Below are 15,360 nucleotides of genomic sequence, written 5' to 3'. Positions count from 1 at the left end.
TCGAAGTTTTAGGGAAATCTGGGAGGAAAAGACTGATGAAATTCCTAACAACGGCAGCAACTGCAATTGCACTTTCTGTCACTGCGACGGCCGGGATGGCGGCCTGTGATGACGGTGAGATCGTGGTCAAGTTTGCCCATGTGACCAATACTGACAAACATCCCAAGGGTATTGCCGCCTCGCTGTTGGAGCAGCGCGTCAACGACGAGATGAACGGCGTTATGTGCATGGAGGTCTATCCGAACTCGACCCTCTACAATGACGATAAAGTGCTTGAGGCGATGCTGCAGGGCGACGTGCAGCTGGCCGCGCCATCGCTGTCGAAGTTCGAGAAGTTCACCAAACAGTTCCGCCTGTTCGACCTTCCGTTCATGTTCAAGAACATCGATGCCGTGGATGCATTCCAGGCCTCGGCTGATGGTCAGGCGATGAAAGACAGCATGCAGCGTCGTGGCCTGCAAGGTCTGGCATTCTGGCACAACGGCATGAAACAGATGTCCGCGAACAAACCTCTGGTTGATCCGTCGGATGCTGACGGCCTCAAGTTCCGCGTACAGTCCTCGGATGTTCTGGTGGCACAGATGGAAGCCATCGGTGGTAGCCCTCAGAAAATGGCATTCTCGGAAGTCTATGGCGCACTGCAGCAGGGTGTCGTGGACGGGCAGGAGAACACCTGGTCGAACATTTACGGCAAGAAGTTCTTTGAAGTGCAGGATGGTATCACCGAGACCAATCACGGTATCATCGACTATCTTGTGGTCACTTCTGTGGACTGGCTGGATAGCTTGGACCCCGAAGTCCGTGATCAGTTCCTGACAATTCTAACCGAAGTGACGGAGACCCGGAACAAGGAAGCCTTTGCGGTGAACGAAGCGGCTAAGGCCTCGATCACTGACGCAGGCGGTATTATTCGTGATCTGAACCCTGAGCAGCGTCAGGCTTGGGTCGATGCGATGAAGCCCGTGTGGGACAAATTCGCTGACGACGTAGGTCAGGACAAGATCGACGCCGCACAGGCGATCAACGCCGGGTTCTGATCCCGGATCAAGCCGCGTGTCCGGGGACTGGGGAGTTATGGACGCGTAGGTCAGGCGGGCCTTGATGGCCCGCCACACTCCCTCCACTCTCATCAAAAAAATGCGGGGACAGAGAGATGTCTGGTGCGAAATCCGGCCAAGGCGGGCTGGTCGACCATATCGAAGAAACCATGATTGCGTGCCTCTTGGGCCTGATGACGATTGTCACCTTCGCCAATGTGATCGCGCGGTTTGTGTTTAACTCTAACATTCTTTGGGCGCTGGAGCTGACTGTTTTCACCTTCGGTTGGTTGGTGCTGCTAGGCGCATCTTATGCGGTGAAGAAGCATGCGCATCTGGGTGTGGATGCGATCCTGAACATGCTGGCCCCCGCGCCGCGCCGGGTTTTGGCGCTGATAGCGGTTGCGTGCTGTCTGGTGTTTTCGCTGCTCTTGCTCAAGGGGTCGTATGACTACTGGGCGGTGTTTGCCGATCTGCCGCCAACTTCGGGTCGCTGGTTTCCGACCGGCTTCGACATGAGTGCACGCAGCCAGAGTTTTTACGAGGTTGACGATATCCCCATGGTCGCTCCGCTGCGGTTTCTGGAAGATATGATCAACTACGGTGAGTACTACGAGAAACTGCCCAAGGTCGTTCCCTATTTCGTTTTGCCTCTGTCGATGTTGCTGCTGGTGATCCGTTTCGCTCAGGTTGCCGTTCAAATCTGGCGCGGCGAAACCGATCGCCTTGTTGCCAGCCACGAGGTTGAGGACGAGATCGAAGAGGTTCGCGCGCAGCAGGGGGAGCATGACTGATGGATGTTGTTCTTCTCTTCTCGATGGTCATTGGTCTGCTGCTGATCGGTGTTCCGATTGCGGTCTCGTTGGGCCTCAGCTCGACCCTCTTCCTGCTGATCTATTCCGACAGTTCGCTGGCCTCGGTCGCGGGCACGCTGTTTGAGGCGTTCGAAGGGCACTTTACGTTGCTCGCGATCCCTTTCTTTATCCTGGCGTCGTCCTTCATGACGACAGGCGGCGTTGCACGCCGGATCATTCGGTTTTCGATTGCCTGTGTGGGGCATCTGCCGGGCGGGTTGGCAATTGCGGGCGTGTTCGCCTGTATGTTGTTCGCCGCGCTTTCGGGCTCATCGCCAGCTACCGTTGTGGCCATCGGATCGATCGTCATCGCAGGGATGCGTCAGGTTGGTTATTCCAAGGAATTCGCCGCTGGTGTGATCTGTAACGCTGGTACTTTGGGCATCCTGATCCCTCCGTCCATCGTGATGGTTGTCTATGCTGCCGCCGTCGAAGTTTCGGTCGGGCGGATGTTCCTTGCAGGTGTCATTCCAGGTCTGATGGCAGGTCTGATGTTGATGATCACCATCTACGTTATGGCCAAGGTCAAGAACTTGCCCAAAGGAGACTGGAAAGGTTGGGGAGAAGTCTTCACCTCGGCGCGCGAGGCCGGTTGGGGCTTGTTCCTGATCGTCATCATCCTCGGTGGTATCTACGGAGGTATCTTTACTCCGACCGAGGCCGCTGCGGTTGCAGCTGTCTACGCCTTCCTGATCGCGAGCTTTGTCTACAAGGACATGGGGCCGCTCAGCACCGAAGGCGATGCTAAGAACATCTCGCTGTTGAAAAAGCCATATGCTCTGGTCACGGCCTTTGTGCACCCCGACACCAAGCATACGCTGTTCGAAGCTGGCAAGCTGACCGTCACGCTGCTGTTTGTTATCGCCAACGCGCTGATATTGAAGCATGTTCTGACCGATGAACAGGTCCCGCAGCATATCGCAAGCGCTATGCTGTCCGCGGGACTGGGGCCGGTAACGTTCCTGATTGTGGTTAACGTGATCTTGCTGATCGGCGGTCAGTTCATGGAACCCTCAGGCCTCTTGGTCATCGTGGCGCCTCTGGTCTTTCCGATTGCGATTGAGCTGGGCATCGACCCGATCCATCTGGGCATCATCATGGTGGTGAATATGGAGATCGGGATGATCACGCCGCCGGTTGGTCTGAACCTGTTCGTAACCTCAGGCGTCGCGGGTATGCCAATGATGAGTGTTGTGCGCGCGGCGCTGCCGTTTTTGGCCGTGCTCTTCGTCTTCCTGATCATGGTGACGTATATCCCGTGGATTTCGACCTTCCTGCCCAACACCTTCATGGGACCAGAGATCATAACCAACTAGATCGGATTCACCGATCATATGAACCGGGCGGCGTAATTCGCCCGGTTTTTTTGTGCCTTGAAACTGATGCTTAAGCGCATATCTGAGCGTCAGAGGACGACCTCACCATCATGAATGATCATTCGGGACGACCCGAACTCGGAAAGTGAGGTGTTCTTATGCCCTGGATATTACTGTTGTTCGCTGGCCTGCTTGAGATTGTCTGGGCCGTCGCAATGAAGCAGACCGCAGGTTTTACACGCTTGTGGCCGACAGCGATCATGGGTGTCGCAATGATCGGGTCATTTGGTCTGCTTGCGATGGCCATGCGGGAATTGCCGCTTGGAACGGCCTATACCATCTGGACCGGAATCGGAGCTGTCGGTGCGTTCACCGTTGGCATCGTGTTTCTGGGCGAAGCGCTGACACCGATGCGGATCGGTGCGGCGATTCTGATTGTGACCGGTTTGGTCATAATGAAACTGGCCTAAGTCTACTTAGGCCTTTTCAAGCGCGCGAATGATGCCCGAGAAATCTTGGGCTTTCAGGCTTGCGCCACCGGCAAGTGCCCCGTCGACATTTGATACTCCAAAAATCTCGGCGGCGTTGCTGGGTTTTACCGACCCACCATAGAGCAACCGGACCGAGCGGCCCACGCCCTCACCAAAGCGGCGTTCCAGCCGGGCGCGGATGAAATCGTGCACTTCGCCGATCTCTTCCAGGGTTGGCACTTTGCCGGTCCCAATCGCCCAAATGGGTTCATAGGCAACAATGAGATTTTCGCCGGTCGCCTGATCCGGGATTGATCCCGACATCTGACCTCCGATGATGTCCAGTGTATTCGCCGCTTCACGCTGTTCAAGGCTTTCGCCAACGCAGATTATCGCTTTTAGGCCCGCGTCCATCGCTGTGCGGGCCTTGGCGCGAATGTCTTCGTTCTGTTCGCCATGGTCCTCTCGACGTTCGGAATGACCGAGTATTACTGCGTCTGCCCCTGCATCAAGCAGCATCTCGGCGCTTAGATCCCCTGTATGCGCACCCGAAGTCACGGCGTGGCAATCCTGTCCGCCGACAGTGATTCCCGAGCCTTCGACAGTAGTACCAGCGCGATGAAGCAATGTGGCAGGCGGGCAGATCAGTATTTCGACGGGGGAAGAGGGATGTGACGCGCTCAACTCTTTTAGTTCGTTCAGCGCAACGCCGGTTCCATTCATTTTCCAATTGCCTGCCGCCAACTTACGCCGCATTGCGATCCCTCCGGTTTTGTGCGTTCTGCACCCCGGATATCACCGGCAAGCAGCGCTGACAATTCCGGTTGCGCACCGCGAATTGTGTGGACAGATTGCACGCGTAAATGCAGAGGGCAGCATGATAGACAACCTAGACCTTGCAAAGCTGGACCAGCGTGAGCCGGCGGAGCTGGATAAGCTGAGACATGCCATTGGCCGGGTCGGATTTCTGACGATTTCCAATACCGGACTCAGTGCTGAGCGCGTTCAGCAGGTGATTGGCGAATACCGCAACTTTTTTCGGCAACCTGAACAGATCAAGCGGACTGTAGACATGGCCACCACCGGTGCTAACCGCGGCTGGGGCGCACCTCGTTCTGAGCAAGTCGATCCTACGGCGAACCCGGATTTCAAAGAAGTGTTTGACTGCGGCTATGAACTGTCTGCCAACAATCCCTATGCAGGCCGCGAACTGAGCGTGTATGCCCCAAACCTCTGGCCGGAATTTTCCGGCGAGTTCCGGACAATAATCCAAGGCTATTATTCGGACGCTTGCGGCATTGCCATGCGCGTTTTGCGTGCCATTGCCGTTGCCATCGGTCGGGATGCGAACAGTTTTGATGCCGCCTTTGATACGCCCATGGCCTTGCTGCGCGGTAACTTCTATCCGCAACGACCTGATTGGGCAGGAGAAAACGATTTTGGAATCGCTGCTCACACTGACTATGGCTGCCTGACATTGTTGGCCACCGATGGTACTCCGGGGCTAGAGGTGCGTATGCCTGATGGCGATTGGCAGGCTATAAACGCCGCGCCGGGGCAGTTCATTATCAATTTTGGCGAAATGTTGGAGTTCTGGACAGACGGTGAAGTCACGGCAACCGAACATAGAGTCAAAGGGAGTTCAGACGAGCGAATCTCGGTCCCGCTGTTCTTCAATCCCTCTTATGACACCAATGTCGCCCCGCCGGATTCAGGCAAGATAATTCGGGCTGGAGAGCACTTGACGCAGCGATTTAATGAAACTTACGTGCACCTGCAGGCAGCGTCTTAACGCTGCGTCGCCAGAGTATCGTCGAACTTGATCGATTCCCCGCAGCCGCAAGCATCGACCACGTTCGGGTTGCGGAACTTAAAGCCGGATTCGAGCAGTGAAACCTCATAGTCGATCTCGGTCCCAAACAGGAACATCTGTGCCATTGGCGCGATCATCACGCAGGCGCCATCCTGCTCGACCACCTCATCGTTTGGGTCGGCTTCATCGACATAGTCCATGGTATATTCCATACCAGCACAGCCGCCTTTCTTGACGCCAATGCGCAGACCGGCGTGACCGCCAGAATTCATCAGCCGAACAATCTGTTCGGCGGCTTTGGGTGTCATGGTCACGGCTTGTTTGCCGGGAATGCCAAACATGATGGGCTCCGTATTCGCGCGTTATCTCCAATCTAAGGCCGACGCTCGTCGGGCTCAAGAGAGGGAGGGCACAATTCCCACACATGTGGCGGGTTGATCGGGAATTCGGGTTGGCAATATCGCGCGGGATATGGTCGGATGACGTGGAATTATTGGTCTGACAGAGGCGAAGTAAGATGGCATTAAGTGCAAAGCAGTTGTTTGGTCGAAGTATTTCCACTGGGTTGGTTTACATTGCACTGGCTTATCCGACATTCGCCGCCGGTGATGACAAACGGCACCCGGTCAATTGTGCCACAGCACCGGGTGATCTTCGTGCGATCGCGGCAGAAAAGAAGCATGCGGAGGAACAACAAGCGGAAAGCGTTGTCTCGATCCTACCAGCCGGAGCTTTATTGGGATTGATAACCGGGACCGAGAACAAACACCTAAAGATGCTTTCAGGCGATTACGTCGAACAGTTGGATGCGAGAGCCGCGGAAATCAAATCGACCTGTGGAATCAACTAGTAGCAACCGGAAAAGACCGCCCTCGGGCAAGGGCGGTCAATATCCGGGCTAGGTCAATTTGGGGACAGCAGACAGGTTTGCGACCCGGTGCGCCAGCACAGTATGTATCACTGCGCCTACAACCGAAAAGTACCGGCTTTTTGTGTCACAATGTCTACGCATTTGTAACAGGCGCGTAACCGTTTCACGACAAACGATAAAACCTGATGAGAAAAGGGGTTACATGAACCCCAGCTCAAGCCGCGCTTCATCTGACATCATCTCCATACCCCAAGGCGGTTCCCACGTCAGTTCGACGTCAACTTCCTTGACGCCCGCAACGGGTTCAATGGCTTCCACGATCCAGCCGGGCATCTCGCCGGCGACTGGGCAGCCGGGAGCCGTTAGGGTCATAATGACTTTGACCGCGTTTTCATTGGTGATGTCGATGGTATAGATGAGACCCAGATCATAGATATTGACCGGAATTTCAGGGTCAAAAACTGTTCGGCACGCGTCCACTATCGCGTCGTACAAAGGATGTTCGATGGTCGAAGGCGCAATGAGCGGGCTGCCTTCGAACTGTTCGCTGGGGTGGGTCATTGATGCCTCGGGTCTGTTACCTGAGAAATTATATAGGGAAACCGCCGACCAGCGTCCAGAGGGGCAGTGGCGCCCGGAATGGGCGCCAGTACAAAATCACTCGTTGATATCGTGATTGAAGGTTTTGACCTGTCCGTGAGGCAGTGCGAACATGCGGCGTAATGCGAGCCAGGATACCAGCGAAAGAACCGCAAAGATCAGCAATAGAACGGGCAGGGAAGGCACCAGCCCTGGTATCAGCAACAGCAATCCTGTGATGGCTGCTCCGATGGCAAAGCCAAGAAAGATGAAGCCTGGCAGGGCGACCTCAAGGATGGCCAGAGCGAGCGCCGCAGCCAGCCAGACCCACCAAGTAAGCCAGAAAGGTTCAGCCATCATTTTCCTCCTTTCAGCATGTTAAAGGCATTCCCAAACGCTTCAATAGCATTTGCCGGTACCACAATTGTCTGCGAGCCGCTGCCATTACCCAAAGCGTTCAGTGATTCCACTTGCTTCAAGGCGACCTGGTATTGCGCAGCTTCCAATCCATTATCTTGAATCGCCTTGGCCACAACCTGAGTCGCGTAGGCTTCGGCCTCGGCCTGGATACGGCGGGCTTTGGCGGTCTGTTCAGCGGCATAAAGCTCGGCATCGGCTTGCAGCTCAACGGCACGCTTCTGACCTTCGGCCTCTGTTACCTGTGCGCGGCGCGCGCGCTCGGCATTCAGCTGCTGCAGCATTGCGTCACGGGTGGCCTGGTCGAGGTTTACGTCCAGAATCTCGGCGCGGGTCACTTCGATACCCCAATCGTCAACAGCAGTTTCGACACTTTCCTGAATGCGTTCAATCAGTTGCGCGCGGTTCGACTGAACTTCATCCAAGTCCATCTTACCAATCTCCGCACGGACGATGCCGGCCACAGTTGTGGCAATCGCACCGTCTACGTCACGGATACGGTATACAGTTTTTTCAGGTTCCAGAATACGGTAGAACACCGAGGTATCGATCTGCACCAGAACATTGTCCTTGGTGATCGCGTCTTGAGTTGCGTTGGGCAACTGACGCTCAAGGATGGATATCTTATGGCGTGCAACATCAAGAAAAGGAACGATAAAGTTGATTCCGGGCCCAAGGACCGAGCGCAAGCGGCCGAACCGTTCAACCACGTATTTCTCGGATTGAGGCACGATCTTGATGCCCTTGAAGATGACAAGTGCAATTAGCGCTGCCGCCAGCAGATAAATAATGTTCGAAGTAAGCAGTCCGATAATCTGGTCTTCTGTCATATCTGTCCTCATTTATTGTGTACTATAGTATACATTTGGGGATTGAGTCGCCCGATTTCAACTCTGGTATGGATTGAGTGCGCCCAAATGCAAATCTTTGAAACAGTTAATGCGGTGCGAATTCTTTGCCTGTGACCGCTTTGCATCCTACCTGTGTTTGCGGTATCGGGCGGGGATGAAACTGATAATTGATACTGATCCCGGCATCGATGATGCGATGGCCATCGCCTATGCCGCTGCAGCTCCGGAAATAGAGTTGGTTGGCCTGACGACCGTCTTTGGCAATACTCATGTGCATCAATCCAGTCGCAATGCGCGCTATCTGGTTGATAAACTTGGATTGAATATTCCAGTAGCTGAAGGGGCGCCATTTGCACGTGGTGAAGACCGCCACGCGCCGTCCGAGCATGTACACGGGCCTGAAGGGTTCGGTGATTTTACCGATATCCCGCATATTGGCGAGAACCACGCGCTGACAGGCGCAGAGTTCCTGGTTGAAATGGCGCGCGCGCATCGCGGTGAATTGGTCGTTTGTGCTGTTGGCCCGCTCACCAATATTGCGGATGCAATCAAGCTTGACCCGGATTTTGCCGACAATGTGGCCAAGCTGGTGATCATGGGTGGCGCGGTTTACTGCCCGGGTAACATTACCGAGCATGCCGAAGCGAATATTTACCATGATGCCAAGGCTGCCGATGAAGTATTCGCTGCGTCTCTGCCGACCGTGCTGGTTGGCTTGGATGTGACCTTGAAAACGCTTTATGAAACTGCCGACTTCGAAGGGTTGGCTCAGAAATCCCCCGATATGGGTGGTTTTCTGCGCGACATCTCGCGGTTCTATCTGAAGTTCTACAAAGAGGTTGGCGGGCTTGAAGGTTGTGGCCTGCACGATTCGACGGCAGTGATCGCTTGTACGCATGAGCCAATGTTCGATGTGGTTGAAACTGGTTTGCAGGTGTCGCTCGAAGGACCTGACATCGGGGCCACACGTATTAACCCTTCGCGGCCTGCAGTACGCGTATGCCGGAATGTGGACGGGGCAGGGGTTGTACAACTGTTTACCGAACGCGTTGCATCTCTGCCCTGACGGGTTGCATTGAACCAGTAGATCGGGCAAAGCCTGCCCGGTTCCGCGACCCGAGGCCCCAACATGACCGACCGTTTCTCGTTTGACCTGAAATCCACAGGCGGCAAGGCCCGCACCGGCGTGATCAACACGCCGCGCGGCGAGGTGCGGACGCCTGCATTCATGCCCGTCGGGACTGCGGCGACGGTTAAGGCAATGATGCCCGAAAGCGTCCGCGCAACCGGTGCGGATATCTTGCTGGGCAACACTTACCACCTGATGCTGCGTCCTACGGCCGAGCGGATCGACCGCCTGGGTGGTTTGCACAAGTTCATGAACTGGGAACGCCCGATCCTGACAGACTCGGGCGGGTTTCAGGTCATGTCGCTGGCTGGTTTGCGCAAGCTGACTGAGAAGGGCGTGACCTTCAAATCCCATATCGATGGGTCAAAGCACGAATTGACCCCTGAACGTTCGATGGAGATCCAGCGCCTTTTGGGATCGGACATCGTGATGTGTTTCGACGAATGCCCGGCATTGCCTTCGGATCGGGACCGCATCGCCGAGTCGATGCGATTGTCGATGCGATGGGCCGAACGGTCTCGGGACGCGTTCGGTGATCGCCCCGGACATGCCTTGTTCGGAATCATGCAGGGTGGGTTGGAACAGGACCTGCGTGAAGAAAGCGCAGAAGCGCTAAAACAGATCGGTTTTGAAGGCTACGCGGTTGGTGGGCTCGCGGTGGGCGAGGGGCAAGAGGCCATGTTCAGCTGTCTTGATTATGCACCAGAATTCCTGCCTGAGGACAAGCCGCGCTACCTGATGGGTGTGGGCAAACCCGACGACATCGTGGGTGCCGTGGCACGCGGAATCGACATGATGGATTGCGTGCTGCCTTCGCGGTCCGGACGTACCGGGCAGGTGTTTACGCGCTACGGTGTGGTCAACATCAAGAACGCCCGCCATGCTGACGACCCGCGTCCTCTGGATGAGCATTGTACGTGCCCTGCGTGCTCAAATTATTCCCGCGCCTATCTGCACCATGTATTCCGGTCAAATGAGATGATCTCGGGAATGCTGCTGACCTGGCATAACCTTCACTACTTTCAGGAAATCATGCAGGGCATGCGTGACGCGATTTCCAACGGAACATTTGCGCAGTGGCAGGCGCAGTTTCATGCACAACGAGAGCAGGGCGATATAGAACCGCTCTAGATTGCGTCTCATGCGGTGACAAACATCGCCCTGTTTGCTATATTGTTCTCAGTTTGTTTCATCAATTTCATTGTTTTGTTAAGGAGGATTCCATGCCTCGCTTACTTGTTTCTATAGCAATCGTTCTTTGTGCATCCTCGGCCCACGCAGATGTCTGGACCTTTGAAACCCCGTCTGAAAACATCCAATGTGTTGTCGGGCAGGATGCCGGAACCTCGGATTTGTCTTGCACTATAATTGAGCGTAGCGGCGCGCCTGCTTTGCCACGACCTGCGGATTGCCAGTCTGATTGGGGACATGAATTTTTCATGACCGATAAAGGCGCTGTCCGCATGCTATGCCAACCCGTCAATCAAAATCGCAACGGTTATGATCGCGCAGAATATGGCGTAACCGGGACGTTTGGTGGATTTATCTGCCATTCCTCGGAAAAGGGTTTGGAATGCAGGAATGAAGTCGGCCACGGGTTCTTTTTATCTCGCGCCAAGCAGCGGATATTTTAATCCCAACTGACAATTTATTGGAGGTTTTGTCAGCGCGCCGGGCCAAAATCGGTGGATATGTCTGCCGGACGCCTTGAAGTCCCCAATTCATCGGGTCATGCTGCATCACGACAAACGGCGATGAGGTTGAAATGGGGGAACAGGTGCCCCACCTTTATCGTCCAAGACAGGAGACAGCCAATGGTTGCCTGATCCAGGGACCAGCGCCGTCTTGCCAATGATAAGGATAGAGCATGCAAGAGCCTCTGAATTCCTCATACCCCGTCCTGCCGCTGCGCGACATCGTGGTATTCCCACATATGATCGTGCCGCTATTCGTGGGCCGAGACAAATCGGTCCGCGCACTGGAAGAGGTGATGCAGGATGACAAGCAAATTCTGTTGTCGAGCCAGATTGATCCTGGTGAAGACGACCCAGAGATCGACGGTATCTACCGCTCGGGCGTTCTGGCCAATGTACTGCAACTGCTGAAGCTGCCCGATGGCACCGTTAAGGTGCTGGTCGAAGGGCAGGCACGTGTGCAGATCACAGAATTTCTTGAAAACGATCAGTTTTTCGAAGCCCGCGCCGAGTATCTGACCGAAATTCCCGGCGATGTCACCACGACTGAGGCGCTTTTGCGCACTGTCGCGGATGAGTTTGAGCGCTATGCCAAAGTGCGCAAGAACATTCCCGAAGAAGCACTGGCTGCAGTCGGCGAAACCACTGAGCCTGCGAAACTCGCTGATCTTGTGTCGGGTCATCTAGGCATCGAGGTCGAACAGAAGCAGGAATTGCTTGAGACTCTTTCCGTCAGCGAGCGGCTTGAGAAGGTCTATGGCCTGATGCAGGGCGAAATGTCCGTTCTGCAGGTCGAGAAGAAAATCAAGACCCGCGTCAAATCTCAGATGGAGAAGACGCAGCGCGAGTACTATCTGAATGAGCAGATGAAGGCCATTCAGAAAGAGCTCGGCGATGGTGAGGACGGCAGCAACGAAGTCGCTGAACTGGAAGCCAAAATCAACGAGACCAAGCTTTCGAAAGAAGCGCGCGAGAAGGCCGAGGGTGAGCTGAAAAAGCTCAAGAACATGTCGCCGATGTCGGCCGAGGCCACTGTTGTGCGCAACTATCTGGACTGGATCCTTGCTCTGCCATGGGGCACCAAATCCCGTGTCAAAAAGGATCTGGGCCGTGCGCAGGACATTCTGGACGCTGATCACTATGGTCTTGAAAAGGTCAAGGAACGGATCGTTGAATACCTCGCAGTTCAACAGCGTTCGAAAAAGCTGAAAGGCCCGATCCTGTGCCTTGTTGGCCCTCCGGGCGTGGGTAAGACCTCACTGGGTAAGTCCGTCGCCAAAGCCACGGGGCGCGAGTTTATTCGCATCTCGCTGGGTGGCGTGCGCGACGAATCCGAGATCAGGGGTCACCGTCGGACTTATATCGGTTCGATGCCCGGTAAAATCATTCAGGCGCTGAAAAAGGCGAAGACCACGAACCCGCTTATCCTGCTCGACGAGATCGACAAGATGGGACAGGACTTCCGTGGCGACCCGGCCTCAGCGATGCTGGAGGTGCTGGATCCAGAACAGAACAACACGTTCATGGATCACTACTTGGAGGTCGAATATGACCTGTCCAACGTGATGTTCCTGACCACGTCGAACAGCTACAATATGCCCGGGCCTCTGCTGGATCGGATGGAGATCATCCCGCTGGCTGGTTATACCGAAGACGAAAAAAGTGAGATCGCCAAGCAGCACCTGATCGGCAAGCAGGTCAAAAACCATGGTCTGAAAGACAAAGAGTTCGAACTTACCGATGAGGCACTGCAATCGATCATCCGCACCTATACTCGCGAGGCGGGCGTACGGAACCTTGAACGTGAAATCGCCAAGGTGGCGCGAAAATCGCTGACCAAGATCATCAAGAAAGAAGCGGAAACCGTGACGGTGACGCCGGAAAATCTGGATGACTTCCTCGGCGTGCCTAAGTTCCGCTACGGACTCGCCGAACAGGACGATCAGGTCGGCGTAGTCACCGGCTTGGCCTGGACCTCGGTCGGGGGCGACTTGTTGCATATCGAGGCGCTAAAACTGCCCGGTAAGGGTCGGATGAAGACCACTGGGAAGCTGGGCGATGTGATGAAAGAATCCATCGACGCAGCATCGTCGTACGTTCGGTCGATTTCGCCTCAGATCGGCGTGAAGCCACCGAAGTTCGACAAGATCGACATCCACGTCCACGTGCCCGATGGCGCGACGCCCAAGGATGGGCCGTCAGCGGGCTTGGCGATGGTGACCTCGATTGTTTCGGTTCTGACAGGTATTCCGGTACGCAAGGACATCGCTATGACAGGCGAGGTCTCGCTGCGCGGGAATGCTATGCCAATCGGTGGTTTGAAGGAAAAACTGCTGGCTGCTCTTCGTGGTGGGATCAAAACCGTTCTGATCCCTGAAGAGAACGAAAAGGATCTGGCAGATATTCCGGATAACGTGAAGGAAGGGCTGGAAATCATCGCGGTCAAGCATGTTTCGGAAGTTCTTGAGCAAGCACTTATCCGTGCGCCTGAGTCTATTGATTGGGACGAGGCTGCGGAAGAGGCTGCCGCGGCGGCTGCAAAAGCGGCCGAAGGTGCCGCACCGTCTGCGACAGCTCATTAAGACTGCTGATAAAGTTAAGAGGCGGGGTCATCCCCGCCTTTTTTTGTTTAAAGGCCGATGACCGGTTTGGACGGATCGAGCACTTCTTCATCAGCGATGTAAGCCTGAAACTTTTTATCCGACAGGGCCGAACGTACAGCGAGTGCGAAGATCACCATCGAAAATACGACACAAAGCAAAATGTCCCAACCGAATGGGATTTGTCTCTGCGCACCGTCTCCAAATTGCCCCATGTAAGATATCAGCCCCAGGCCGCAGAAATATGGCATCAGCCAAAGGGCTTCTGTCGCGTCCATCTCATCAAGTCGGTTGTGAAAGCGGATCAGCAGCAGCGCCATGCCAATAAGCAAGGCGATACCAAGCCTCCAGACCGTGTCCCAACCGCTCCAATAAACGATCAACGTCGAAATGGCGAAGGCTGTGATTGCGACAAGTTTGACCGCGGGGATACGGATCGAGCGGGGTTGATCAGGTAGCAGATCGCGGAGGCACACCACGGCGATGGGGCCGACCGCAAATGAAAGGACGATTGCGGCCCCGTTCAAGGCGATGACTGTAGTGAACGGTACGGTGAGCAAGAACAGCGTGCCGATCAGAAAGTTCAGCGCCAGTGCCCACAAAGGGACGCCAAAGGATGAGAGCATCTGCAACCGCTTCGGCAGGAATCCATTTTGCGACAGGGCCATTGCGATCCTTGCATTTGAGCCTGTCGCTACAAGCCCATTGCCAAAAGGGCCAATAATCGAACCAATGTTCAAAAGGCTGAGAAACCACAACAGCCCAACTGACATGATGACGCCATCCAACGGCCCTTGACCGCCAAAGCTCAGGTGCGCCCAGCCTTGGCTGATCATTGTGGGGTCCAGTGCTCCTATAAAGGCAACCTGTAGTCCGAGGTAGATCAGTGCACACAGCACAATGGAAAGAACCAATGCGGCCGGTATAGCAAATTTCGGATTGCGAACTTCCCCAGCCATATCAACCACATGTCGGAATCCAATGAAGGAAAAAATCACGCCGCCAGTAGATACGGCCGCCATGATACCCTTAAGACCATAGGGGGCGAATCCATCTGGCGTCGTAAAGTTTTGCGTTTCAAATCTTGATGCGATCAACAGAACTGACAAGACAACTGGGATCGCAACTTTAGCCCAGGTCAGTGTCGCATTTACCTGTGTGAAAAACTTAACCCCCAGCGCGTTTACCGCAACGAATAACAGCATGAATAGCAGTGCAACAGAGACACCGGCCCCGGTCAGTTCCCCAGTTTCTGCCGTATGGAGCCAAGACGCGTATGGCGCGAGGTATTTAAGCATGGCCTCAACCTCGATTGGGGCGGTCGTATTGTAGCCAATCCAGGCGGTCCAACCCATCGCCATCGACACGATATTGCCATGCGAAAACTGCGGGACGCGTGCGATGCCGCCGGGGATAGGCAGCATCGCCGAGATTTCGGCAAATGTGATCGCCAGAATGAACATCGCAACGGCGCCGATGATCCAGGAAAGAATAGCGGCAGGGCCGGCATGCTGCACGGCGAGCAGTGGGCCGAATAGCCAGCCCGACCCGATGATGCCGCCGACTGAAATGAACGTAAGTCCAACGAGGCCGATTTCCCGCTTCAGTTTCGCCATTTGTTAACCCATCCAGGAAATCCGTTGGTTCGAAAAACCGCCATTTCAGGATAAGCAGGCCGTAGGAAACATGGCAAGTCTCTATAATCATGCAAGAATCTCAGTGCCTAAAG

16 protein-coding genes are annotated in these 15,360 nt (G+C 55.0%); 10 read left to right on the top strand and 6 right to left on the bottom strand.

Features of this window, described 5'->3' with window-relative positions:
* Window positions 1–35: 35 nt before the first annotated feature.
* From ACR0IU_RS01570 to ACR0IU_RS01555, 4 genes are all read left to right on the top strand, one after another.
* Window positions 36–1,037, top strand: a complete 1,002-nt coding sequence (locus ACR0IU_RS01570; RefSeq protein ID WP_010439772.1) for a DctP family TRAP transporter solute-binding subunit — start codon at window positions 36–38, stop codon at window positions 1,035–1,037.
* A 116-nt stretch (window positions 1,038–1,153) separates the two neighbouring features.
* A complete protein-coding gene (locus tag ACR0IU_RS01565; protein ID WP_170469832.1) occupies window positions 1,154–1,831 on the top strand; it encodes a TRAP transporter small permease in 678 nt (225 codons plus the stop codon).
* Complete coding sequence (locus ACR0IU_RS01560) at window positions 1,831–3,207, top strand: TRAP transporter large permease (protein ID WP_010439778.1); 1,377 nt, start codon at window positions 1,831–1,833, stop codon at window positions 3,205–3,207. The genes ACR0IU_RS01565 and ACR0IU_RS01560 overlap by 1 nt, the downstream gene beginning before the upstream one ends.
* Before the next feature lie 158 nt (window positions 3,208–3,365).
* Window positions 3,366–3,677, top strand: coding sequence for a DMT family transporter (locus ACR0IU_RS01555; RefSeq protein WP_480715011.1), 312 nt, complete (start codon window positions 3,366–3,368; stop codon window positions 3,675–3,677).
* A 6-nt stretch (window positions 3,678–3,683) separates the two neighbouring features.
* On the opposite strand, the gene tpiA is transcribed toward ACR0IU_RS01555, so the two are convergent.
* Window positions 3,684–4,433 (bottom strand): triose-phosphate isomerase, encoded by a 750-nt coding sequence (gene tpiA, locus ACR0IU_RS01550; RefSeq protein WP_480715010.1) that lies wholly within the window; start codon window positions 4,431–4,433, stop codon window positions 3,684–3,686.
* A 121-nt stretch (window positions 4,434–4,554) separates the two neighbouring features.
* Between tpiA and ACR0IU_RS01545 the strand changes: the two genes are divergently transcribed.
* Window positions 4,555–5,469, top strand: a complete 915-nt coding sequence (locus tag ACR0IU_RS01545; protein WP_480715009.1) for an isopenicillin N synthase family dioxygenase — start codon at window positions 4,555–4,557, stop codon at window positions 5,467–5,469.
* Here ACR0IU_RS01545 and ACR0IU_RS01540 read toward each other — a convergent pair.
* The gene (locus tag ACR0IU_RS01540; protein WP_170469848.1) at window positions 5,466–5,831 is read right to left on the bottom strand and encodes a HesB/IscA family protein; all 366 of its coding nucleotides are present in this window, start codon (window positions 5,829–5,831) and stop codon (window positions 5,466–5,468) included. The two genes, ACR0IU_RS01545 and ACR0IU_RS01540, sit on opposite strands and share 4 nt — an antisense overlap.
* Window positions 5,832–6,007: 176 nt before the next feature.
* Here ACR0IU_RS01540 and ACR0IU_RS01535 point away from each other — a divergent pair, with 176 nt between their 5' ends.
* A complete protein-coding gene (locus ACR0IU_RS01535; RefSeq protein ID WP_170770676.1) occupies window positions 6,008–6,340 on the top strand; it encodes a hypothetical protein in 333 nt (110 codons plus the stop codon).
* A gap of 219 nt (window positions 6,341–6,559) precedes the next feature.
* Here the strand turns inward: ACR0IU_RS01535 and ACR0IU_RS01530 are convergent, their stop codons facing one another.
* From ACR0IU_RS01530 to ACR0IU_RS01520, 3 genes are all read right to left on the bottom strand, one after another.
* Window positions 6,560–6,922, bottom strand: coding sequence for an SUF system Fe-S cluster assembly protein (locus ACR0IU_RS01530; protein ID WP_010439793.1), 363 nt, complete (start codon window positions 6,920–6,922; stop codon window positions 6,560–6,562).
* Between the two features lie 96 nt (window positions 6,923–7,018).
* Entirely contained in the window at window positions 7,019–7,297 is a 279-nt protein-coding gene (locus ACR0IU_RS01525) for an NfeD family protein (protein ID WP_170469854.1), read from the bottom strand.
* The gene (locus ACR0IU_RS01520) at window positions 7,297–8,187 is read right to left on the bottom strand and encodes an SPFH domain-containing protein (RefSeq protein ID WP_010439798.1); all 891 of its coding nucleotides are present in this window, start codon (window positions 8,185–8,187) and stop codon (window positions 7,297–7,299) included. The genes ACR0IU_RS01525 and ACR0IU_RS01520 overlap by 1 nt, the downstream gene beginning before the upstream one ends.
* 175 nt (window positions 8,188–8,362) lie before the next feature.
* Between ACR0IU_RS01520 and ACR0IU_RS01515 the strand changes: the two genes are divergently transcribed.
* The 4 genes from ACR0IU_RS01515 (at window position 8,363) to lon (ending at window position 13,613) form a co-directional block, all read left to right on the top strand.
* Window positions 8,363–9,274 (top strand): nucleoside hydrolase, encoded by a 912-nt coding sequence (locus ACR0IU_RS01515; protein WP_170770678.1) that lies wholly within the window; start codon window positions 8,363–8,365, stop codon window positions 9,272–9,274.
* A gap of 63 nt (window positions 9,275–9,337) precedes the next feature.
* Window positions 9,338–10,468: a tRNA guanosine(34) transglycosylase Tgt gene (gene tgt / locus ACR0IU_RS01510; RefSeq protein ID WP_480715008.1), complete on the top strand. Its 1,131-nt coding sequence runs from the start codon at window positions 9,338–9,340 to the stop codon at window positions 10,466–10,468.
* A 92-nt stretch (window positions 10,469–10,560) separates the two neighbouring features.
* On the top strand, window positions 10,561–10,971 hold the full coding sequence (locus ACR0IU_RS01505; protein WP_480715007.1) for a DUF6636 domain-containing protein: 411 nt from the start codon (window positions 10,561–10,563) through the stop codon (window positions 10,969–10,971).
* A 233-nt stretch (window positions 10,972–11,204) separates the two neighbouring features.
* Entirely contained in the window at window positions 11,205–13,613 is a 2,409-nt protein-coding gene (lon, locus tag ACR0IU_RS01500; protein ID WP_480715006.1) for an endopeptidase La, read from the top strand.
* A gap of 47 nt (window positions 13,614–13,660) precedes the next feature.
* Here lon and ACR0IU_RS01495 read toward each other — a convergent pair whose 3' ends face one another.
* Entirely contained in the window at window positions 13,661–15,247 is a 1,587-nt protein-coding gene (locus ACR0IU_RS01495; RefSeq protein ID WP_480715005.1) for an APC family permease, read from the bottom strand.
* Window positions 15,248–15,360: the final 113 nt, after the last annotated feature.

The sequence above is a fragment of the Ruegeria sp. CL5 genome (assembly GCF_056536485.1).
Note: the sequence above shows the minus strand (reverse complement) of the source record. Positions and strands in the feature narration are given on the sequence as shown.